The organism is Stenotrophomonas sp. S39 (assembly GCF_016624665.1).
GTDB lineage: Bacteria > Pseudomonadota > Gammaproteobacteria > Xanthomonadales > Xanthomonadaceae > Stenotrophomonas.
This window is the reverse complement of the sequence record NZ_JACVTT010000085.1, coordinates 1-21189: the sequence shown is the minus strand read 5'-3', so window position 1 is coordinate 21189 and position 21189 is coordinate 1. Positions and strand designations below refer to the sequence as shown.

Annotated in this window: 17 protein-coding genes; 4 read left to right on the top strand and 13 right to left on the bottom strand. The window is 67.7% G+C overall.

Annotation, left to right across the window (positions count from 1 at the left end; genetic code table 11):
* Nucleotides 1–153: 153 nt before the first annotated feature.
* The 3 genes from IAE41_RS17950 to IAE41_RS17940 all read right to left on the bottom strand — a co-directional run bounded on the left by IAE41_RS17950 (nt 154) and on the right by IAE41_RS17940 (nt 2993).
* A complete protein-coding gene (locus IAE41_RS17950) occupies nt 154–1512 on the bottom strand; it encodes a TolC family outer membrane protein (RefSeq protein ID WP_200734056.1) in 1359 nt (452 codons plus the stop codon).
* Between the two features lie 16 nt (nt 1513–1528).
* Nucleotides 1529–2176: a protein-L-isoaspartate O-methyltransferase gene (locus IAE41_RS17945; RefSeq protein ID WP_079223190.1), complete on the bottom strand. Its 648-nt coding sequence runs from the start codon at nt 2174–2176 to the stop codon at nt 1529–1531.
* A gap of 139 nt (nt 2177–2315) precedes the next feature.
* Nucleotides 2316–2993 carry a TetR/AcrR family transcriptional regulator gene (locus IAE41_RS17940; protein WP_079223188.1) on the bottom strand — a complete coding sequence of 226 codons (678 nt, stop codon included), beginning with the start codon at nt 2991–2993 and terminating at the stop codon, nt 2316–2318.
* Between the two features lie 121 nt (nt 2994–3114).
* Here IAE41_RS17940 and IAE41_RS17935 point away from each other — a divergent pair, with 121 nt between their 5' ends.
* The gene (locus IAE41_RS17935; RefSeq protein ID WP_079223186.1) at nt 3115–4245 is read left to right on the top strand and encodes an efflux RND transporter periplasmic adaptor subunit; all 1131 of its coding nucleotides are present in this window, start codon (nt 3115–3117) and stop codon (nt 4243–4245) included.
* A gap of 4 nt (nt 4246–4249) precedes the next feature.
* The gene (locus tag IAE41_RS17930) at nt 4250–7402 is read left to right on the top strand and encodes an efflux RND transporter permease subunit (protein ID WP_108760390.1); all 3153 of its coding nucleotides are present in this window, start codon (nt 4250–4252) and stop codon (nt 7400–7402) included.
* Between the two features lie 195 nt (nt 7403–7597).
* Here the strand turns inward: IAE41_RS17930 and gdhA are convergent, their stop codons facing one another.
* From gdhA to ilvC, 10 genes are all read right to left on the bottom strand, one after another.
* Nucleotides 7598–8947: an NADP-specific glutamate dehydrogenase gene (gdhA, locus tag IAE41_RS17925; protein WP_200734055.1), complete on the bottom strand. Its 1350-nt coding sequence runs from the start codon at nt 8945–8947 to the stop codon at nt 7598–7600.
* Between the two features lie 115 nt (nt 8948–9062).
* Nucleotides 9063–10124 (bottom strand): 3-isopropylmalate dehydrogenase, encoded by a 1062-nt coding sequence (gene leuB / locus IAE41_RS17920; protein WP_200734054.1) that lies wholly within the window; start codon nt 10122–10124, stop codon nt 9063–9065.
* Nucleotides 10114–10692: a 3-isopropylmalate dehydratase small subunit gene (leuD, locus tag IAE41_RS17915; protein ID WP_006390726.1), complete on the bottom strand. Its 579-nt coding sequence runs from the start codon at nt 10690–10692 to the stop codon at nt 10114–10116. Before leuD ends, leuB begins: the two co-directional genes overlap by 11 nt.
* Nucleotides 10692–12110, bottom strand: coding sequence for a 3-isopropylmalate dehydratase large subunit (gene leuC / locus IAE41_RS17910; RefSeq protein WP_200734053.1), 1419 nt, complete (start codon nt 12108–12110; stop codon nt 10692–10694). The genes leuD and leuC overlap by 1 nt, the downstream gene beginning before the upstream one ends.
* A 60-nt stretch (nt 12111–12170) precedes the next feature.
* Nucleotides 12171–12944, bottom strand: a complete 774-nt coding sequence (locus IAE41_RS17905) for a class I SAM-dependent methyltransferase (RefSeq protein WP_200734052.1) — start codon at nt 12942–12944, stop codon at nt 12171–12173.
* Nucleotides 12945–12954: 10 nt separating this feature from the next.
* Entirely contained in the window at nt 12955–14538 is a 1584-nt protein-coding gene (locus IAE41_RS17900; protein WP_200734051.1) for a 2-isopropylmalate synthase, read from the bottom strand.
* Nucleotides 14535–15626 carry a threonine dehydratase gene (locus IAE41_RS17895; RefSeq protein ID WP_200734050.1) on the bottom strand — a complete coding sequence of 364 codons (1092 nt, stop codon included), beginning with the start codon at nt 15624–15626 and terminating at the stop codon, nt 14535–14537. The genes IAE41_RS17900 and IAE41_RS17895 overlap by 4 nt, the downstream gene beginning before the upstream one ends.
* Nucleotides 15627–15725: 99 nt before the next feature.
* A complete protein-coding gene (locus IAE41_RS17890; RefSeq protein ID WP_079223152.1) occupies nt 15726–15974 on the bottom strand; it encodes an ACT domain-containing protein in 249 nt (82 codons plus the stop codon).
* Nucleotides 15958–17694, bottom strand: coding sequence for an acetolactate synthase 2 catalytic subunit (gene ilvG / locus IAE41_RS17885; RefSeq protein WP_079223150.1), 1737 nt, complete (start codon nt 17692–17694; stop codon nt 15958–15960). The genes IAE41_RS17890 and ilvG overlap by 17 nt, the downstream gene beginning before the upstream one ends.
* Before the next feature lie 38 nt (nt 17695–17732).
* Nucleotides 17733–18707 carry a ketol-acid reductoisomerase gene (gene ilvC, locus IAE41_RS17880; protein ID WP_200734049.1) on the bottom strand — a complete coding sequence of 325 codons (975 nt, stop codon included), beginning with the start codon at nt 18705–18707 and terminating at the stop codon, nt 17733–17735.
* A gap of 194 nt (nt 18708–18901) precedes the next feature.
* On the opposite strand from ilvC, the gene IAE41_RS17875 reads away from it, so the two are divergent.
* Together IAE41_RS17875 and ggt are read left to right on the top strand one after the other, a co-directional pair.
* Entirely contained in the window at nt 18902–19261 is a 360-nt protein-coding gene (locus IAE41_RS17875) for a hypothetical protein (RefSeq protein ID WP_200734048.1), read from the top strand.
* Nucleotides 19262–19392: 131 nt separating this feature from the next.
* On the top strand, nt 19393–21111 hold the full coding sequence (ggt, locus tag IAE41_RS17870; protein ID WP_200734047.1) for a gamma-glutamyltransferase: 1719 nt from the start codon (nt 19393–19395) through the stop codon (nt 21109–21111).
* The last annotated feature ends 78 nt before the right edge of the window (nt 21112–21189 follow it).

Sequence of the window (21189 nt, the reverse complement as noted above, 5' to 3'; positions counted from 1 at the left end):
GTGGATGCACGCGCAGCCGGTGGATCCACGCCATGCGTGGATGCACGCGCAGTCGGTAGATCCACGCCATGCGTGGATGCACATCTCGCGACCCGCACCCACAAAAAAGCCACCCTCGCGGGTGGCTTCTTCGTTCTACCGGAAGGCGACGGCTCAGTTCGTGGTCGTCGCCGGGTTGCCGGCATCCTGGGTCAGCAGGCGGTTGATGTCCTGTAGTTCCGCCACATCCAGTGCACCCAGCGACTGGCTCAGCAGCAGGCGGTTCTGCAGGAAGGTGTAGCGCGCGTTGGCGTAGTCCAGCTGCGCCGAGAACAGGATGCGCTGGTTCTGGATCACGTCCAGCACGGTGCGGGTACCCACTTCCAGGCCGACCTGCGATGCGTCATACGCGCTCTGTGCCGAGACCACCGCCAGGCGGCGGGCTTCCACTTCGCTGATGCCCTGCACCAGGGTCTGGTAGGCATTGCGGGTGTTGCGGTCCAGCGCACGCTTCTGCTGCTCGTAACCGTCCTGGGCGATGTCACGCTGGGCCAGCGCCTGGCGCACGCCGGACTGGGTGGCACCACCGGAGAAGATCGGCACGCTCAGGGTCAGGCCGATGCTGTTGGTGCGTGCATCCGGGGACAGCGAGCCGGCACCGGTGCTGTCGCCCCAGGTTGCGCTCTTGCCCCAGCTGCCGCCCAGCGACAGGGTCGGGTAATGGCCGCCACGGGCCGCCTGCACGCCGGCTTCAGCCGCGCTGACCTTCAGTTCCTGCGCCTTCAGTGCCGGGTTCTGGCTGGTCGCCTGCTGCACCAGTTCAGTGATGTTGCCGCGGTTGGCAGGCACTTCCGGACGGAAGTCGGCCGGCAGGCCCTTCAGGTTCATCACCGGCTGGCCGGTCAGTTCGGTCAGGGCCTGGTAGTTGTCGGCCAGGGTGTTCTGCGCAACGATGGTGTTGGCGCGCGCCTGGTCGTACTGGGCACGCGCTTCGTGCACGTCGGTGATCGGCGCCAGGCCCACTTCCAGGCGCTTGTCGGCGAAGTCGAACTGCTTCTTCGCGGCCGCTTCATTGGTCTGTGCGGCGTTGAGCGATTCGATCGCCACCAGCACATTGAAGTAGGCCGCCGAGGTGCGCACGATCAGGCTGTCGTTGGCCGAATCGAGGGTGAAATCCGCCGCCTTGCTCAGCTCGCGCTGCGAGCGCAGGTTGCTGATCTGCGTCCAGTTGAACAGCGTCTGGCTGCCATCGATCGTGTAGTTGCGGCGCTTGCTGGTGACCGAACCGGAGTTGGCATCGGCATTGGCTTCGCTACGCGAACGGTTCAGCGAGGCCGTGCCGTTGATCTGCGGCAGCAGCGCGGCACGCGCCTGCACGGCGCCTTCCTTGTCGTACAGCCGGGTCGATTCGGCGGCCGACAGTTGCGGATCGCCATTGCGTGCCATTTCGTAGACCTGCAGCAGGTCGGCGGCATGGGCGGACAACGGCAGCAGGGCAGTGGCCAGCGCAACAGCGAGGGATCGGCGGATCATTGCGGCTTCCTTGGACTCAGAGGTGGAACTGGGGGGCCGGGGCGGCACCACGCAGGTAATCGATATCGGTTTCAAACAGCGATTCGGTGCTGCCATCGGCCTTGACCAGCAGGGCTTCCATCGCCGGCGAGCGGCCATGGATCACGAACAGGCGACCGCCCGGACGCAGCCACGAGGCGAACTGTGACGGCACGACGTCAACCGCGCCAGTGACACAGATCACGTCAAAACGGCGTTCGGTCTGCCAGGCCAGCGCATCGGCCACTTCGACGCGGACGTTGGTGCCCAGGCCGGAAGCGTCCAGGCGGGCGCGCGCGGCGGCGGCCAGTTCCGGGTCGATTTCCAGGCTCAGCACGTCGCGCGCCAGCGCGCCGATGCAGGCAGCCAGGAAGCCGCTGCCGGTGCCGATTTCCAGCACTTCGTCACCCGGCTGCAGATCCAGTGCCTGCAGGGTACGGCCCTCGATGACCGGCTTCATCATCTTCTGGCCATTGCCGATCGGCAGTTCAACGTCGGCATAGGCCAGTGCCCGGTGCGCGTCGGCGACAAAGGCCTCGCGCGGCAGGCGGGCGAGGACGTCGAGCACCTTGATGTCCAGCACGTCCCAGGGACGGATCTGCTGTTCCACCATCAGTTCGCGGGCGTGGGCGTAATCAATCGTCATGAGGTTCAAATCCAGCGCAGTGGGCCGGCCATTTTACCGGTGCCGGAGGCCGGCGGCGCGCCCAGAGCATCAGCTTTCGGGCGGCCGGGGTCGCAGTGCCGGAAGTCATCGCGACCTCCGGTTCGTTCAGTTTGGTGCTTCAGGCGCTTCCAGGCCCTCGCGGCGCATAGGCGCGCAGGAAGAAATCGACGCTGTCGGGCACGTGGCTGGAAGCATCGCACTGCCCCGGTGACAGCGGCATGCCGCACATCCGGTTCATATGCACTTCGCCCTTGATGAGGGTCAGGAACTGCTGGCCCGCCAGCCGGCAATCGGGGATTTCCAACTCGCCGCGCGCGGTGCGCGAACGCAGGAAATCGGCCAGCGCCTCGCAGGTGCGCTCCGGGCCGGCCTGCCAGAACAGTTCGCGCAGCCGTTCGTCGGTTTCCGGGGCCATCATCACCCGCTGCACCGAGATCGCCGCGTCGGAGGTGATCATCTCGAAGAAGGCCTGGCCGATGCCCAGCAACTGGTCGCGCAGCGGGCCTTCGGCATCGGCAACGAACAGCGCGTCCGGCAGCATCTCCATGCACTTGGACTGCACAGCTTCGGTGAAAAGCGTCTCTTTATCGCCAAAATGGCTGTAAACGGTCAGCTTCGACACGCCCGCCTGGGCGGCGATGCTGTCCATGCTCACGCCGGTATAGCCCTGCTCGACGAACAGGGTCTTGGCTGCTTCGAGGATCGCCGCGCGCTTGCCGAGGTCCTTCGGACGCCCGGGTCCGGCGGCCTTGGCAGCAGGCTTGGCCGACGCTTTGCGGGAAGTGGGAGAACTCATTGGCGTAATACTAGACCAACCGGTTCGATATTTATACTATACCGGCCAGTTTACTAAATTGGGGCCTGCGATCGTGCCGGCTCCCCCGCGTTTGAACCCTGCGTTTTCAGGACGTTGACCGATGAAGAGCGTGCGCTGGCTGGGCGGTATGGTGTGGGTGGTGGCGCTGGCCGCCTGTTCGGGGCCGGAGCAGGCGCCGCAGGCGGCGGTGCCGGTGCTGGTGGTGCATCCGGGCGAGCAGGCCGGGCAGGGCACGGCGTCATTCCCGGGCACGATCCGTGCACGCCAGGAAAGCCCGCTGTCCTTCCGGGTGGGCGGCAACCTGGTCAAGCGCCACGTCGATGCCGGCCAGCGGGTGAAGCAGGGCGATGTGCTGGCCGAGCTGGACGTGGCCGACTTCGCGCTGCAGGCGCGCGCTTCGCAGGCACAGCTGGCGGCTGCCGAAGCCGACCTGGCGCGTACCCGCGATGACCTCAAGCGCTACCAGGTGCTGGCCGACCAGCAACTGGTGAGCCGCTCGCAGCTGGACCAGCAGAGTGCTGCATTCAAGGCAGCGCAGGGCCAGGCCAACGCGGCCCGTGCCAACCTCGATGTGCTGCGCAACCAGGCCGGCTACGCCCAGCTGCGCGCGCCGGCCGACGGCGTGATCGCCAGCCGCGAGGCCGAGGCCGGACAGGTGGTATCGGCCGGCCAGACCATCTTCAACCTGGCCGCCGACGGCGCCCGCGAAGTGCTGATCGACCTGCCCGAAGCGACCTTCCGCGACTACGCCGTGGGCCAGCCGGTGCAGGTGGAACTGTGGAACCGGCCGGGCCAGCGCCTGCCGGGCACGATCCGCGAGATTGCCGCGGCAGCCGATCCGCAGGCCCGCACCTATGCCACCCGGGTCAGCCTGGCCGCCGACGCGCTGGCCGATGTCGAACTGGGGCAGAGCGCGCGGGTGTTCAGCAGCGCCGGCCGCCCGGGCACGCTGCAGCTGCCACTGGCCGCCCTGCAGCGCGGCGCCAACGGCGCTTCCAGCGTCTGGGTGGTGGACCCGTCCAACAGCACCCTGAAGCAGGTGGCCGTCACCACCGGTGCCTATGGCAGCGACAGCGTGCCGGTGCTGTCCGGCGTCGGTGCCGGTGACTGGGTGGTGGCCGCCGGTGGCCACCTGCTGCGCGCCGGCCAGCCGGTGACCGCCGTGGACCGGCAGAACCGCCCGGTGCTGAAGCCGGCCACGCCGGCCGCTGCGCCGAAGGCCAAGGAGTAAGCCGGTGCGCCGCTTCAATCTTTCCGAGTGGGCGCTGGCCAATCGCCCGCTGGTGCTGTTTGCCATGCTCGCCTTCGCGGTGATCGGCGCATGGTCGTACAAGCACCTGGGCCAGTCCGAAGATCCGCCGTTCACCTTCAAGGCGATGGTGATCCGCACGCAGTGGCCCGGTGCCACCGCCGAGCAGGTGTCGCGCCAGGTGACCGAGCCGATCGAGAAGGCGCTGATGAACACCGGCGAATACGAGTTCATCCGCTCGTACTCGCGTCCGGGCGAATCGCAGGTGATCTTCATGGCGCGCGACAGCCTGCGCTCCAAGCAGATCCCGGACCTGTGGTACCAGGTGCGCAAGCGCGTGGGCGACATCCGCGCGACGCTGCCCCGCGAGATCGTCGGCCCGTTCTACAACGATGAGTTCGGTGATACCTACGGCAACATCTATGCCCTGACCGGCAAGGGCTTTGACTATGCGGTGATGCGTGATTACGCCGACCGCATCCAGCTGGAACTGCAGCGCGTGCCCGACGTCGGCAAGATCGACCTGGTCGGCCTGCAGGACGAGAAGGTGTGGATCGAGCTGTCCAACACCCGCCTGGCCACGCTGGGCCTGTCGATGCAGCAGGTGCAGCAGGCGCTGGCCGACCAGAACGCGATTGCCGGCACCAGCTTCTTTGAAACGCCGACCGACCGCGTGCAGCTGCGCGTGACCGGCCAGTTCGACAGCATCGAGGCGATCCGCCAGTTCCCGGTGCGTGCCGGCGAGCGCACCGTGCACCTGGGCGACATCGCCGAGGTCAAGCGTGGCTTCGCCGATCCAGCCTCGCCGAAGATGCGCTTCATGGGTGAGGAAGCCATCGGCCTGGCCGTGGCGATGAAGGACGGCGGCGACATCCTCAAGCTGGGTGCGAACCTGGATGCGGAGTTCGAGCGCCTGCAGAAGACCCTGCCCACCGGCATGCAGCTGCGCAAGGTGTCCGACCAGCCGCAGGCGGTGGAAGAATCCGTCGGCGAGTTCGTGCAGGTGCTGACCGAAGCGGTGGTCATCGTGCTGCTGGTCAGCTTCTTCTCGCTGGGCCTGCGTACCGGCCTGGTGGTGGGCGTGACCATTCCGCTGGTGCTGGCGATGACCTTCTTCGTCATGCACTACTTCGGCATCGGCCTGCACAAGATCTCGCTGGGCGCGCTGGTGCTGGCCCTGGGCCTGCTGGTGGACGATGCGATCATCGCGGTGGAGATGATGGCCACCAAGATGGAGCAGGGCTTTGACCGCCTGCGCGCGGCCAGCTTCGCCTGGGAATCGACCGCGTTCCCGATGCTGACCGGTACCCTGATCACCGCGGCCGGCTTCCTGCCGATCGCCACGGCGGCGTCGAGCACGGGCGAGTACACCCGTTCGCTGTTCCAGGTGGTGACCATCGCGCTGGTGGTGTCGTGGATCGCTGCGGTGCTGTTCATCCCGTACCTGGGCGACAAGATGCTGCCGGATCTGTTCAACCCGCAGCCGCCGAAGCCGGGCAGCCTGTCCGCGCGCTGGCTGGCCCGGCGCCGGCAGTGGGCCGACCGCTACCCTGCGCTGGCCAACCTGCTGCGCCCGGCCGAGCATGGTCATGACCATGATCCGTACCAGCGGCCGTTCTACCAGCGCTTCCGCCGCTTCCTCGATGCGTGCCTGCGCCATCGCTGGTGGGTGATTGCCGCGACCATCGGCCTGTTCGTGTTCTCGCTGATGATGTTCCGCTTCGTGCCGCAGCAGTTCTTCCCCGATTCGACCCGGCCGGAACTGATGGTCGACATCGAACTGGCCGAAGGTGCCTCGCTGCGCTCGACCCAGGCCCAGGCCGAGAAGCTGGAAAAGCTGCTGCACGGCCGCGAGGACATTGCCAACTACGTGTCCTACGTGGGCACCGGCTCGCCGCGCTTCTACCTGCCGCTGGACCAGCAGCTGCCGGCGACCAACTTCGCCCAGTTCGTGGTGCTGGCCAAGGACACCCATGCCCGCGAAACCGCGCGCGACTGGCTGATGAAGGAGGTCATCCCGCAGTTCCCGGACGTGCAGATGCGCGTGACCCGCCTGGAAAACGGCCCGCCTGTGGGCTACCCGGTGCAGATGCGCGTGTCCGGCGAGCACATCGAGCAGGTGCAGGCCATCGCGCGCCAGGTCGAGGCCAAGGTGCGCGAGAACCCGCACGTCATCAACGTCAACCTGGACTGGAGCGAGCCGAGCAAGGTGGTGCGCCTGGTGATCGACCAGGAGCGTGCACGCGCGCTGGGCGTGAGCAGTGCGCAGGTCAGCCAGTTCCTGGCCAGTTCGCTGGCCGGGCAGTCGGTGAGCGTGTACCGCGAAGGCAACCGCCAGATCGAGATGCTGCTGCGCGGCCCGGCCGACGAGCGTGACCAGCTGGAACTGCTGTCCAGCCTGGCCATGCCCACCGCCAACGGTGGCAGCATCACGCTGTCCCAAGTGGCCACGATGGAGTATGGCTTCGAGGACGGCATCATCTGGCACCGCAACCGCCTGCCGACGGTGACCGTGCGTGCCGACATCGGCGATGGCATGCAGCCGCTGGACGTGGTGCAGCAGATCCTGCCGACGCTGGATGGCATCCGTGCGCAGCTGCCCAGTGGCTACCTGCTGGAAACCGGCGGCACGGTGGAGGATTCGGCACGTGGCCAGGATTCGATCAAGGCCGGCATGCCGCTGTTCCTGATCGTGGTGGCGACCCTGCTGATGCTGCAGCTGCGCAGCTTCTCGCGGGCGGCGATGGTGCTGGTGACCGCGCCGCTGGGCATCATCGGTGCGACCCTGTTCCTGCTGCTGTTCCGCGCGCCGTTCGGCTTCGTGGCGCTGCTGGGCACGATCGCCCTGGCTGGCATGATCATGCGCAACTCGGTGATCCTGATCGACCAGATCCAGCAGGACATCGATGCCGGGCATGACCGCTGGCATTCGATCATCGACGCCACGGTGCGGCGCTTCCGCCCGATCGTGCTGACCGCGCTGGCAGCAGTGCTGGCGATGATCCCGCTGTCACGCAGCGCGTTCTACGGCTCGATGGCGATCTCGATCATGGGCGGCCTGATTGTCGGCACCGTGCTGACGCTGGTGTTCCTGCCGGCGCTGTATGCCGCGTGGTTCCGGGTCAAGCCGGGTGAGTAGAGTCGAGCTTGCTCGACTGCCGTTATCGGGGTCGGATCCCTTTCCCGCAGGGAAAGGGCTCTGACCCCATCCACGCCCCCATCCACGCGTGGCGTGGATCTACTGCATCCACGCGTGGCGTGGATCTACTGGGGCATCCACGCGTGGCGTGGACCTACAGTAGAGCCACCCCATGGGTGGCTGCACCGGCAGGGGTCAATACAACCCCTGCGCCAGCATCGCGTCGGCGACCTTCACGAAGCCGGCGATGTTGGCGCCGTCCACATAGTTGACGCTGCCGTCCGCGCGCTTGCCGTGGCGCACGCAGCTGGCGTGGATGTCCTTCATGATCGCGTGCAGGCGCTCGTCCACGTCGGCATGGTGCCAGGACAGCCGCTGCGCGTTCTGGCTCATCTCCAGACCCGACGTCGCCACACCACCGGCATTGCTGGCCTTGCCCGGTGCGTACAGCGTGCCGGCCTGAAGGAACACATCCACCGCTTCCAGCGTGGAGGGCATGTTGGCGCCCTCGGCCACGCACTGCACGCCGTTGTGCACGAGCGTGCGGGCGTCGTCCTCATCCAGCTCGTTGTGGGTGGCGCAGGGCAGGGCGATGTCGGCCGGCACATGCCAGGGGCGCTTGCCGGCCAGGAACTCGAAGCGGGTATCAGCGGCCAGTTCCTGCAGGCGGCCACGACGCTCGTTCTTCAGTGCCATCAGCTCCTGCAGGGCCTGTTCGTCGAAGCCGTCGCGTGCGTACAGCGTGCCGCCCGAATCGGAGAAGGTCAGCACTTTCGCGCCCAGCTCGGTCGCCTTCAGGGCGGCGTACTGGGCCACGTTGCCGGAGCCGGATACCAGCACGCGTGCGCCGTGGGTTTCGCGGCGGGCGTGGTGCAGCATCTGTTCGACGAAGTAGACCGTGCCGTAGCCGGTCGCCTCCGGGCGCATCAGGCTGCCGCCATAGGACAGGCCCTTGCCGGTGAACACGCAGGCGGCATCGTTGCTGAGCTTCTTCATCATGCCGGCCATGTAGCCGACCTCACGCGCACCCACGCCGATGTCACCGGCGGGCACGTCGGTGTCCGGGCCCAGGTGTCGATGCAGTTCCAGCATCAGCGCCTGGCAGAAACGCATCACTTCGGCATCGCTGCGGCCCTTGGGGTCGAAGTCCGAACCGCCCTTGCCACCGCCCATCGGCAGCGTGGTCAGTGCGTTCTTGAAGGTCTGTTCGAAGGCCAGGAACTTCAGGATCGACAGGTTCACCGACGGATGGAAGCGCATGCCGCCCTTGAACGGGCCGATGGCCGAGCTGTGCTGCACGCGCCAGGCGCGGTTCACATGGGCCTGGCCGGCGTCATCGCTCCAGGCCACGCGGAACTGGATCAGCCGCTCCGGTTCCACCAGGCGTTCCAGCAGGCCCTGCTGCAGGTAGCGCGGATTGTCCTGCAGGAACGGCCACAGGCTGTGGACCACTTCCTTCACCGCCTGCAGGAACTCGGGCTGGTGCGGGTCACGGCGGGCAACGTCGGCGAGGAACTCGTCGGGGGAACGATGCTTCAAAGACATTCCTTGGATTGAGGCCTGTGCGGGGCGGCGGCTGCGCGGTCGGCATGGAGGTTGCTTCAGCCGAGCATGGCTCGGCTCTACAGTAGAGCCACCCCATGGGTGGCTACTCCAGACATCACTTCAGCTTGGCGAGCACTGCGTCGGTGGCGGCAGCGGTGCTGACTGCCTGGCCCTTGGCAGCGAGGTCGGCGGTGAACACGCCGTCATCCAGCACCGCATGCACGGCGGCTTCCACCGCAGCGGCTTCGGCTTCCAGGCCCAGCGAGTGGCGCAGCAGCATCGCCGCGCTGAAGATCGTCGCGTAGGGATTGGCAATGCCCTTGCCGGCGATGTCCGGCGCCGAACCATGGATCGGTTCGTAGATGCCCACCGCGCCCGGCTCGCCCAGCGAAGCCGACGGCAGCAGGCCCAGCGAACCGGCCAGCATCGAGGCTTCGTCGGTGAGGATGTCGCCGAACATGTTCTCGGTGACGATGACATCGTACTCGCGCGGCTTGGCCAGCAGGTGCATGGCCATCGAGTCGACCAGCTGGTGTTCCAGCGCCACGTCCGGGAATTCCTCGCGGCCGATGCGCGCGGCCACGTCACGCCACAGGCGCGAGGTCTCCAGCACGTTGGCCTTGTCCACCGAGGTGACCTTGCCGCGGCGCTGCTGGGCCAGGCGGAAGGCGCTGCGCAGCACGCGCTCGATCTCGGCCACGGTATAGCGGCACAGGTCGCTGGCACTGTCGGCGTCGCGGGTCTTGTCGCCGAAGTAGATGCCGCCGGTCAGTTCGCGCACCACCACGAAGTCCACGCCCTGCAGCAGCTCGGCCTTGATCGGCGAGGCGTGCAGTGCGGCTTCATGGGTGCGCACCGGGCGCAGGTTGGCGTACAGGCCCAGCGCCTTGCGGATCGCCAGCAGGCCCTGTTCCGGGCGCACCTTGGCATTCGGGTCGGACCACTTCGGGCCACCCACCGCACCCAGCAGCACCGCGTTGGCGGCCTGGCAGGCGGCCAGGGTGGCGGCCGGCAGCGGTTCGCCGTGGCGGTCGATGGCGATGCCACCGATGTCGTGCTCACTGAAGGAGAAGCTGTGGTTGAAGCGTTCGGCGACGGCCTTCAGGACGGCAACCGCAGCGGCGGCCACTTCCGGGCCGATGCCATCACCGGGCAGGACAACAATTTCAGCGTGCATGCTCACTCTCGTAACGTTCGATTTCAGGGACACGGCCCAACAGATACCCCAACTGGTCGACACCTTCCAGCAGGCAGGTCTGCGAGAAGCCATCCAGCGGGAAGGAATAGACGCGGCCGTCGGGCGTGCGCAGCTCGCGCGCGGCGACGTCGATGGTCAGTTCATCGTCCGGGCGCTGCATCAGCGCCTGCACGTCAGCCTCGTCCAGCACGATCGGCAGCAGGCCGTTCTTCAGCGAGTTGCCGCGGAAGATGTCGGCGATCTCGCTGCTGACGATGGCACGCAGGCCCAGGTCGGTCAGCGCCCACGGCGCGTGCTCGCGCGAGGAGCCACAGCCGAAGTTGCGGCCGGCCAGCAGGATGCTGCGGCCGGCGTTGTGCGGCTGGTTGAAGGCGAAGTCGGCCACCGGCGAGCCGTCGGCCTGCCAGCGCCAGTCGTTGAAGGCGTTGCGGCCCAGGCCGGCGCGTTCGGTGGTGGACAGGAACCGCGCCGGAATGATCTGGTCGGTGTCGATGTTGGTCTGCGCCAGCACCACGCTGGACGAGGTCAGGGTACGGAAACCGGCCATCACGCCACCTCCTGTGCGAACAGTTCGCGGGTGTCGGCCACCTGGCCCTTCACCGCCGCCCACGCTGCGCTCATCGGCGAGGCCAGCAGGGTGCGCGACCCGGGGCCCTGGCGGCCCTCGAAGTTGCGGTTGCTGGTGCTCACGGCCAGCTGGCCGGGGGCGACCAGGTCACCGTTCATGGCGATGCACATCGAGCAGCCCGGCTCGCGCCATTCGGCACCGGCCGCGCGCACGATCTCATGGATGCCTTCGGCCTCGGCCTGGCGCTTGACGATTTCCGAGCCCGGCACCACCAGCATGCGCACGCCCTCGGCAACATGGCGGCCACGCAGCACCTGCGCCACTTCTCGCATGTCGCTCAGGCGGCCGTTGGTGCACGAGCCGACGAACACCACGTCCACCGGGGTCCCGGCCAGGGCCTTGCCGGCCTGGAAGTGCATGTAGTCCAGGCCCTTCTGTGCGGCGGCATCGTTGGCGGCCGGAATGGGCGAGTCCACGGCGATGGCGGTGCCCGGGTGGGTGCCCCAGGTCAGGGTCGGGCGGATGTCGGCGGCATCGATGCGCACTTCGCTGTCGAAGCGTGCGCCTTCATCACTGCGCAGCTGCTGCCAGCGTGCCACCGCGGCGTCGAAGTCGGCGCCCTTGGGGCCGCGCGGGGTAGCGGCCACGAAGTCGAAGGTGACCTGGTCCGGGGCGACCATGCCGGCACGCGCACCGGCTTCGATCGACATGTTGCACAGGGTCATGCGCTGTTCCATGTCCATCGCTTCGATGGTGCTGCCGCGGAACTCGATGACGTGGCCGGTGCCACCGTTGACGCCGATCACGCCGATGATGTGCAGGACCACGTCCTTGGCGCCGACGCCGGGCGCCAGCGGGCCATCAACGGTGATCGCGAAGGTCTTGGCCTTGCGCTGCAGCAGGCACTGGGTGGCCAGCACGTGGCCGACTTCGCTGGTGCCGATGCCGAAGGCCAGCGATCCGAATGCACCGTGGGTGGAGGTGTGGCTGTCACCGCAGACGATGGTCATGCCGGGCTGGGTGAAACCCTGCTCCGGGGCGATGACGTGGACGATGCCGCGGTTGTCCGAAGCCATGTCGAACAGTTCGATGCCGTACTCGGCGCAGTTGCGCGCCAGGGTGGCGACCTGCGCTTCGGAGGCGGCGCTGGCGTAGGGCAGCTTGCCGTCGGCACCGGCCGGCAGGGTCGGGGTGGAATGGTCCATCGTTGCCTTGGTGCGATCCGGGCGACGCGGCGCCAGGCCGCGCGAACGCAGCTCGGTGAAGGCCTGCGGCGAGGTGACCTCGTGGATCAGGTGCAGGTCGATGTACAGCACGGCGGGGGCGCTGTCGGATTCGGGAACCACCACGTGGGCGTCCCACAGTTTGTCGTACAGGGTGCGGGGTGCGGAAGTCATGCGTATGCCTGGCAGAAGTACGAAAGAACGAACATCAATAAAGAAAGCGGAACGGTCAAGTCAGCGGCGGCGGGCGAGTACGCGCAGGCGCACATAGTCGGCCAGTGGCTGCCCGGCTGCATTGCGCGGCAGGTCGTCGAGCAGGGCCGCGGCCGCTTCGCGCACCGTGCTGCGGGCGGCGGCCGGCAGGTCGTCCAGCAGCGGCGCGGCGAACACCCGCAACCAGCCGGCGACGCCGGTGGGCAGCGCGGTCGGGCGCGGCGTGGTTTCGATCAGCTGCACCTGGAAGCCATGCTGGCGCAGGCGGTCGGCGTAGGCATCGGCAGTGGGGAAATACCACTGGAACGCACTGGCGCCGTGGCCATGGGCCACGCGTGCGGCCTGCACCGCAGCGATGATCGTGGCCACGTTGCCATGGCCGCCAAACTCGGCGACGAAGCGGCCACCGGGACGCAGGGCACGGCGCACGCCTTCCAGCACGCGGTCCGGGTTGCCCATCCAGTGCAGCGCGGCATTGCTGAACACCGCATCGAACTCGGCGTTGAAGGTCAGCGCGTGGCCATCCATCACCTGCGCATCGACGCCGCGCGCGCGGGCGGCATTGACCAGTTCCGGCGAGGCATCCACGCCGTGGATGCGTGCACCGCTCAGGGCCAGTTCGGTGCTGAGCACGCCATCGCCACAGCCCAGGTCGAGGATGCGTTCACCGGTGCGCGGGTCGAGCAGGCGCGACACCGCACCGCCGAGCAGCGGCACGAAACCGGCATCGATCGCATAGTCCTGGGCGTTCCACTGCTGGCCGGCGGCCGTGGTGGCGGTGTCGAAGGCGCTCATGTCAGGTTCCTCAGGCAGTGGCGGCGGTCGGGGTTTCGGTGTTGCTGGTTGCCGCCTGGCGCTGGCGCAGCAGGCGGTTGGCCACATCCAGCCAGGCCAGGGCGGAGGCTTCGATGATGTCCTTGCTGGTGCCGGTGCCGTCGTACTCCACGCCTTCGTGGCGCACGCTCAGGTTGGCTTCGCCGCGTGCATCGGCGCCGATGCCGACGCTGTGCACCTGGTAGCTGTCCAGCTGCAGCTGCACGCCGGTGGCCGAGGACAGCGCGCCGAACAGGGCGTCGACCGGGCCATCGCCCTGCGCGGTTTCGGCCACGCGGTTGCCTTCCGGGTCGGACAGTTCGACCAGGGCGTTGGCGCGGCTGCCGACGTCGCTGATGGTCATCGAGGCCAGGCGGTAGCCCTGGTTGTTGGCGCCTCCCTGCATCAAGGTCTGCAGGTCGGCATCGGTGACCACGCGCTGCTGCTCGCACATCGCCTTGAACTGCTCGAAGACCAGCTTCAGTTCGTCTTCTTCCAGCCAGAAGCCCAGTGCACGCAGGCGCGACTCGACGGCGGCACGGCCACTGTGGCGGCCCAGCACCATCTGCGAATCCTCCCAGCCCACGTCTTCCGGGCGCATGATTTCGTAGGTGCCGCGATGGCGCAGCATGCCGTGCTGGTGGATGCCCGATTCATGGGCGAAGGCATTGGCACCCACAATCGCCTTGTTGCGCTGGACCGGCATGCCGACCAGGCGCTGCAGCAGCTGCGAGGTGCCGACGATGCGCGGGGTGTTGATCGCGGTGTCCTGCTCGTAGAAGGCCTGGCGCACCTTCAGCACCATGGCGATTTCTTCCAGCGAGCAGTTGCCGGCGCGTTCGCCGATGCCGTTGATGGTGCACTCGACCTGGCGCGCACCACCCTCGACGGCCGCCAGCGAGTTGGCCACGGCCAGGCCCAGATCGTTGTGGCAGTGCGCGCTGAAGATCACGTTGGCGGCGTTCGGCACGTCGGCCACGCCGGCGATGACCTGCTGGAACATCGCGCGGATTTCTTCCGGCGTGGTGAAGCCGACGGTGTCGGGCAGGTTGATGGTGGTGGCACCGGCCGCGATCGCCGCGCGCGAAACCTCGATCAGGTAGTCCAGCTCGGTACGGGTGGCGTCCTCGGCCGAGAACTCGACATCGTCCACATAGGTGCGGGCCAGGGTGACGTGCTTGCGTACCGATTCCAGTACCTGTTCGCGGGTCATGCGCAGCTTGTGCTCGCGGTGCAGCGGGCTGGTCGACAGGAACAGGTGCAGGCGCGGGTTGGCTGCGGCTTCCAGTGCGCGTGCGGAGGTTTCGATGTCGGCCTGCAGGCAGCGCGACAGCACGGCCAGGGTCAGGCCGGGGCGGCGCAGCTCACGGCCGATCAGGGCCATCGCTTCGCGGTCGGACTGCGAGCTGGCCGGGAAGCCGGTCTCGATGATGTCCACGCCCAGTTCGTCCAGCGCACGCGCCATCACCAGCTTCTGCGGAGGGCTCATGCTGCAGCCGGGGGACTGCTCGCCGTCACGCAGGGTGGTGTCGAAGATGCGGATGCGCGGGGTGGTAATTCGTTCGATGGTGGTCACAGGGAAATCTCCTCGACAGCGGGCGCGACGGCTTGCAGGTGGGAAGGGGAAGATGTGGGGGAGGCGGGGGCGCTGGCCTTGCTGGGCGAGCGCGGGGTTTCAGAGCGGCGCCGGCGCGGTTTGCGCGGCGGCCGGGGGCGGATGTCGGTGAGCAGGCCGGCCAGTACGCCGGCATCGATGTTGCCGCCGGAGACCACCGCGCACTTGCGGCGGCCGGCCACGCGGCGGCCCGCGGCCAGGGCCAGCGCGCCTGCGCCCTCGGCGATGATGTGTTCTTCCAGCGCCAGGCGGACCAGGGTTTCGCGCAGCTCGGCTTCGCGCACGATCACCACGTCGTCCAGCAGCGAGGCACACAGGCGGCGGGTCAGGTAGCCCGGCACCTTCACCCGCACGCCGTCGGCCAGCGACGGCACCGGTGCGATCTCGTTGACATCACCGTGGATCGCGCGGGCCATCGAATCGACGCCCTCGACCTGCGCGCCGATGATGCGCACGCCCTGCGATTTCAGCGCCAGCGCCACGCCGGAGGCCAGGCCGCCGCCGCCGATCGGCACGATCACCACGTCCGGCGCGTGCGGCGCCAGCTCGATGCCGACCGTGCCCTGGCCGGCGATCACGTCGGCATCGTCGAAGGCGGACAGGAAGCGGTAGCCGTGGCGCTGCGCCAGCTCGACGGCAAAGGCGAAGGCCTCGTCATAGCTGTTGCCGTGCTGGCGCACGGTGGCGCCCCAGTGGGCAACGCCGGCGATCTTGGTCGCCGGTGCGCCGTGCGGCATCACGGTGATGGCCGGCACGTCCAGGCGGTAGGCGGCCCAGGCCACGCCCTGGGCGTGGTTGCCGGCCGAGGCGCAGATCACCGGGCGGGTGTCGCCGCGTTCACGGCCTGCCAGCAGGGCGTTCAATGCGCCGCGCACCTTGTAGGAACCGGTGCGCTGCAGGTTCTCCAGCTTCAGCCAGGTGCCGAAGCGCTCGGCATGGTGCAGCGGGGTGGGGGGCAGGAAGCGGCGCAGGCGGGCCTGCGCAGCCAGGACGTCGGCGACGCTTACGTCGCCGACATCGCTTTCCTTGCTGGCATCAGCGGCCGGCATGGGCCACCAGCGGGGTGCAGCAGACCGCCGCGTGCGGGCACGGGCGACGAAGAAGACGCCTCCGTGCCGGCACCGTGGTCGATACGGTACGGGTGTTCATCATGCAGCTCCTTCCACGGGTGTCAGCTGTACCGACACGCAGTCGTAGATTTTTTCCATCTGCCGGCACAGCGTTTCCGGCGGCCGCTGGCCATCGACCACCAGCTGCAGGTGCCAGCGTCCGTCATCGGCGGCCACCGGCGCGCCGCTGATCGCGCGCGGGGCGAAACCGCGGCGTTCGGCCATGCCGATCACGCGCAGCAGCGCGCCTTCGGCCGGGTGCAGCACCAGGTCAAGCCGGTATTGCATTGGGGGTCTCCTGGCGGACGTGGGCGGGGTTGCTTTCCAGCATGGTGCTGTTGGCGGTGTTGGGCGGCACCAGCGGCCATACGTTGGCACGCGCGTCGATGGCCACGTGCAGCAGGGCCGGGCCGGGCTCGGCCAGCAGTGCAGCCAGGCCGCCTTCCACGTCGTCGCGGTTGTCGATGCGGGTGGCCGCAATGCCGAACACCTTGGCCAGGGCCACGAAGTCCGGGTTGTCGGACAGGTCGATCTCGCTGTAGCGCTCGGCGAAGAACAGTTCCTGCCACTGCCGCACCATGCCCAGCGAACTGTTGTCCAGCAGCACGATCTTCACCGGCAGGCGGCAGCGGGCGATGGTGGCCAGCTCCTGCACGTTCATCATGAAGCTGCCGTCGCCGGACACCAGCACCACGGTGCGGTCGGGGCAGGCGAACTGCGCGCCCATCGCCGCCGGCAGGCCGAAGCCCATGGTGCCCAGCGCGCCACTGGTCAGGTGGTTGCGCGGGTGGTTGAAGCGGCAATGCTGGGCCACCCACATCTGGTGCTGGCCGACATCGCAGGCGATGACCGCATCGGCCGGCGCCACTTCGCTCAGCCGCTTCAGCAGCGCCGGGGCATAGATGTGCTGGCCCGGTGCGTCGTAGCGGGCGGCGAAGCGGTCGCGGTGCTGGGCACAGCGCTTGCGCCATGCGTCCTGGTGGGCCTTGGGGGAGGGGAAGGCGGCACGCAGGGCGCGGATGGCATGGCTGACATTGCCCGGCACCGCGACATCGGCGCTGCGCAGCTTGGAGATCTCGTAAGCGTCGGCGTCGATGTGGACCACGCGGGCGAACGGGGCGAACTCGGCCAGCTTGCCGGTGGCACGGTCATCGAAGCGCGCACCCAGCACCAGCAGCAGGTCGCTTTCCTGCACGGCCATGTTGGCCGCGCGGGTGCCGTGCATGCCCAGCATGCCCAGCGACTGCGGATGCTGCGGGGGCAGCGCGCCCAGGCCACGCAGGGTCATCACGGTGGGGATGGCGCTGGCCTCGACGAAGTCGCGCAGATCCTGCACGGCTTCGCCCAGGGCAATGCCACCGCCGGCGTAGACGACCGGCTTTTCGGCCGCCGCCAGTGCTGCGATGGCTTCAGCGATCGCTGCATCGGCCGCCGCAGCGGGCGGTTCGACACTGGCCGGCACGTGCGCCGGCAGGTGGCTGGCATCGGCCAGCTGCACGTCCTTGGGCAGGTCGATCAGGACCGGGCCGGGGCGGCCCTCGCGGGCGATGCGGAAGGCATCGGCAACCACGCGCGGCAGGTCGTCGACGCTGCGCACCAGCCAGCTGTGCTTGACGATGGGCAGGGTCAGGCCGAACACATCCAGTTCCTGGAAGGCATCGGTACCCAGCAGCGGGGTGCCGACCTGGCCGGTGATGCAGACCATCGGCACCGAGTCCAGCATCGCATCAGCGATGCCGGTGACCAGGTTCGACGCGCCGGGGCCGGAAGTGGCCACGCAGACGCCGACCTGGCCGCTGGCGCGGGCGAAGCCATTGGCCGCCAGCGCCGCACCCTGTTCGTGGCGCACCAGGATGTGCTTCAGCGACGAATCCACCAGCGCGTCGTAGAACGGCATGATGGTGCCGCCGGGGTAGCCGAACAGCGTACGGACGCCCTCAGCCTCCAGCGCCTGGGTCAGCCAGCGCGCGCCGTTGGGCGGCGCGCTGCGGTGTGTGGGAGAGTTCATGGGGGAACCTTGCAAAGCGGGTGGGGGAGGCCGCGTGGTTACGCGGCCTGTCCTTGCAACCAGACCATCTTGGCGCGCAGTTCCTTGCCTACCTTCTCGATCGGATGCTCCAGGTCGGCCTGCTTGTACTTGTTGTAGTTCGGCAGGCCCGCTTCGTACTCGGCCACCCAGTTCTTGGTGAAGGTGCCGTCCTGGATGTCCTTCAGGACTTCCTTCATGCGCTCCTTGGTGCCGGCGTCGATCACGCGCGGGCCGCTGACGTAGTCGCCGTACTGGGCGGTCTCGGAGACGAATTCCAGCATGCGCGAGATGCCGCCTTCGTAGAACAGGTCCACGATCAGCTTCAGTTCGTGCAGCACTTCGTAGTAGGCGATTTCCGGCTGGTAGCCGGCTTCCACCAGGGTCTCGAAGCCGGCCTGCACCAGTGCCGAGGCCCCGCCGCACAGCACCGCCTGTTCGCCGAACAGATCGGTTTCGGTTTCTTCCTTGAAGGTGGTCTGGATCAGGTTGGCGCGGGCGCCGCCCAGGCCGGCCGCATAGGCCTTTGCATGCTGTTCGGCATTGCCGCTGACGTCCTGGTGGATCGCCCAGATGCACGGCACGCCGCGGCCGATTTCATACTCGCGGCGGACCAGCGCGCCCGGGCCCTTCGGCGCCACCAGCACCACGTCCAGGTCGACGCGCGGTTCGATCATGCCGTAATGCACGTTCAGGCCGTGGGCGAACAGCAGGCAGGCACCCTGCTTCATGTTCGGCGCCAGCACCTCGTTGTACAGCTTCTTCTGCACCATGTCCGGGGTCAGCACGGCGACCAGGTCAGCGTCTTTCACCGCATCAGCCGGTGCCACCACGTTGAAGCCATCGGCCTGGGCCTTGGCTTCGGTCGGGCCGCCCGGACGCAGGCCTACCACCACGTCGAAGCCGGATTCGCGCAGGTTCAGTGCGTGGGCGCGGCCCTGGCTGCCGTAGCCGATGACGGCGATCTTGGTCTGGGGCAGTTCGTTGGTGCTCATGGGGGAGGTTCCTTGCGTGGGAAGAAAAAAGACGGCCGGCAGTCGAAGCGACGTACCGGCCGGTCAGGGGAAAACGGTGGGGGAGGCGCCGTGCGTCGCACGGGCACAGCCACCACGAGGCGTCGTGGCGTGGCAGGTCCGGGTTTTGCAGTGGGCGGTGTTCATGGTGGTTGCGTCTGAAACCAGGTCTTGAAATGAAAAAACCCGCACCGGGGCGGGTGCGGGTTTTTGTCGAGTTCCGGTGTGTCTGTTGCTTACACGCTGGCTCGTCCCGCACCTGTTGGCTGGGTAATAAGTACGAGCACGAGAATCGAACGCAGCGAGGCGGCGCCGGTGTCGGCGGCTTCAACGTGGGTTCGCGGTGGCGTGGTGTGGTGCAACATGTGATCGAGAGAAACATGGGCGATTCGGCAGTGTCAACCCTGGCAACGGATATTTTTTTGGTTTCCGCTGCATCCGGCGCAATCGCTTGCGGCACAACGATGGTTTCCAGCGAAAGTGTTTCGGTGAACCGGAATTCACTCTTTTCAGAGGGTCTTTTTGCGCGGGAATGAGTGGCTGCAGCCGCTGCGCTCGCCGGGCCATGCCCGGTGGATTGCCGCTGCCTTCCATGACCTCTGCCCGATACCGCGTGAAGGCCGCAACGGCGAAGATCAGGGGACCACCCTTCCATCGGAACCCGACCGTGTCCCGACGCCTTGCCCGTTCCCTGCTTGCCGCCGCCCTGCTGGCGACCCTGCCGCCCCTGGCTTCCGCCGCCGATCGCATCACCGGCCACACCTTCGCCACCCGCTCGGAGGTGATCGCCCCGCATGCCATGGCCGCGACCTCGCAGCCGCTGGCCACCCAGGTCGCGCTGGACGTGATGAAGGCCGGTGGCTCGGCCGTCGATGCAGCCATCGCCGCCAATGCCACCCTGGGCCTGATGGAGCCGACCGGCAACGGCGTCGGCGGTGACCTGTTCGCCATCGTCTGGGATCCGAAGACCCAGAAGCTGTACGGCTACAACGGCTCGGGCCGCTCGCCGAAGTCGCTGACCCTGGGCGAGTTCCAGCGTCGCGGCCTGAAGGACATCCCCGCCACCGGCCCGCTGCCGGTGTCGGTACCCGGCGCGGTCGATGGCTGGTTTGCCCTGCACGAACGCTTCGGCCGCAAGCCGATGGCCGACAACCTGGCCCCGGCCATCCGCTATGCCCGCGAGGGACACCCGGTGGCCGAGGTCATCGCCTACTACTGGGACCGCTCGGTACCGAAACTCTCGCAGTACCCCGGCTTCAAGGAGCAGTTCACGATCAACGGCCACGCCCCGCGCAAGGGCGAGATGTGGAAGAACCCGAACCTGGCCAGCACCCTGCAGCAGATTGCCGACGGCGGCCGCGATGCCTTCTACAAGGGCGCCATCGCCCACACCATCGGCGACTACTTCAAGGCCAACGGCGGCTACCTGAGCTACCAGGACATGGCCGACCACCATGGCGAGTGGGTTGAACCGGTCAGCAGCAACTACCGTGGCTATGACGTGTGGGAGCTGCCGCCGAACAGCCAGGGCATCGCCGCGCTGCAGATCCTCAACGTACTGGAAGGCTACGATTTCTCGAAGATTCCGTTCGGCTCGCCCGAGCACGTGCACCTGTTCGTCGAAGCCAAGAAGCTGGCCTTCGCCGACCGCGCGCGCTTCTACGCCGACATGGCCTTCCAGCCGGCACCGGTGCAGACGCTGATTTCCAAGGACTATGCTGCCCAGCGTCGCGCGCTGATCTCGATGGACAAGGCGCTGAAGGAAGTGCAGCCGGGCACGCCCAAGCAGCTGGAAGAGGGCGACACGATCTACATGACCGTGGCCGACGCCGACGGCATGATGGTGTCGCTGATCCAGTCCAACTACCGCGGCATGGGCAGCGGCATGGCACCGCCGGGGCTGGGTTTCATCCTGCAGGACCGCGGCGAGATGTTCGTGCTGCAGAAGAACCACCCCAATGGCTACGCACCGGGCAAGCGCCCGTTCCAGACCATCATCCCGGGCTTCATCACCAAGGACGGCAAGCCCTACGCCAGCTTCGGCGTGATGGGTGGCGCGATGCAGCCGCAGGGCCACGCGCAGATCGTGATGAACCTGGTGGACTTCGGCATGAACCTGCAGGAAGCCGGCGATGCGCCACGCATCCAGCACGAGGGCTCGACCGAACCGACCGGGCAGGCGACGGCGATGAGTGACGGTGGCGAAGTGAACCTGGAAACCGGCTTCCCGTACGAGACGGTGCGCGCGCTGATGCGCAAGGGGCATCGCATCGTGTTTGCCGACGGCCCGTATGGCGGCTACCAGGCGATCATGCGTGATCCGGAGAGCGGGGTGTACTACGGCGCTTCGGAGAGCCGCAAGGATGGGCAGGCGGCGGGGTACTGAGGTTTCCGGCCAACGGGCTGAGCCCCCTCTGCGGTGGTGGTTCAAAAGCCGGTGTGCGTGATTGGGCCGGGCGGGTGG

Excerpts from the sequence above, each read along its gene's own strand:
- IAE41_RS17945 (WP_079223190.1), bottom strand. The coding sequence starts at position 2,176 with ATGACGATTGATTACGCCCACGCCCGCGAACTGATGGTGGAACAGCAG.
- ilvG (WP_079223150.1), bottom strand. The coding sequence starts at position 17,694 with ATGAACTCTCCCACACACCGCAGCGCGCCGCCCAACGGCGCGCGCTGG.
- IAE41_RS17935 (WP_079223186.1), top strand. The coding sequence starts at position 3,115 with ATGAAGAGCGTGCGCTGGCTGGGCGGTATGGTGTGGGTGGTGGCGCTG.
- IAE41_RS17895 (WP_200734050.1), bottom strand. The coding sequence starts at position 15,626 with ATGCCGGCCGCTGATGCCAGCAAGGAAAGCGATGTCGGCGACGTAAGC.
- ilvC (WP_200734049.1), bottom strand. The coding sequence starts at position 18,707 with ATGAGCACCAACGAACTGCCCCAGACCAAGATCGCCGTCATCGGCTAC.
- IAE41_RS17940 (WP_079223188.1), bottom strand. The coding sequence starts at position 2,993 with ATGAGTTCTCCCACTTCCCGCAAAGCGTCGGCCAAGCCTGCTGCCAAG.
- IAE41_RS17950 (WP_200734056.1), bottom strand. The coding sequence starts at position 1,512 with ATGATCCGCCGATCCCTCGCTGTTGCGCTGGCCACTGCCCTGCTGCCG.
- IAE41_RS17905 (WP_200734052.1), bottom strand. The coding sequence starts at position 12,944 with ATGAGCGCCTTCGACACCGCCACCACGGCCGCCGGCCAGCAGTGGAAC.
- IAE41_RS17890 (WP_079223152.1), bottom strand. The coding sequence starts at position 15,974 with ATGCAATACCGGCTTGACCTGGTGCTGCACCCGGCCGAAGGCGCGCTG.
- gdhA (WP_200734055.1), bottom strand. The coding sequence starts at position 8,947 with ATGTCTTTGAAGCATCGTTCCCCCGACGAGTTCCTCGCCGACGTTGCC.
- leuB (WP_200734054.1), bottom strand. The coding sequence starts at position 10,124 with ATGCACGCTGAAATTGTTGTCCTGCCCGGTGATGGCATCGGCCCGGAA.
- leuD (WP_006390726.1), bottom strand. The coding sequence starts at position 10,692 with ATGGCCGGTTTCCGTACCCTGACCTCGTCCAGCGTGGTGCTGGCGCAG.
- leuC (WP_200734053.1), bottom strand. The coding sequence starts at position 12,110 with ATGACTTCCGCACCCCGCACCCTGTACGACAAACTGTGGGACGCCCAC.
- IAE41_RS17875 (WP_200734048.1), top strand. The coding sequence starts at position 18,902 with ATGAAAAAACCCGCACCGGGGCGGGTGCGGGTTTTTGTCGAGTTCCGG.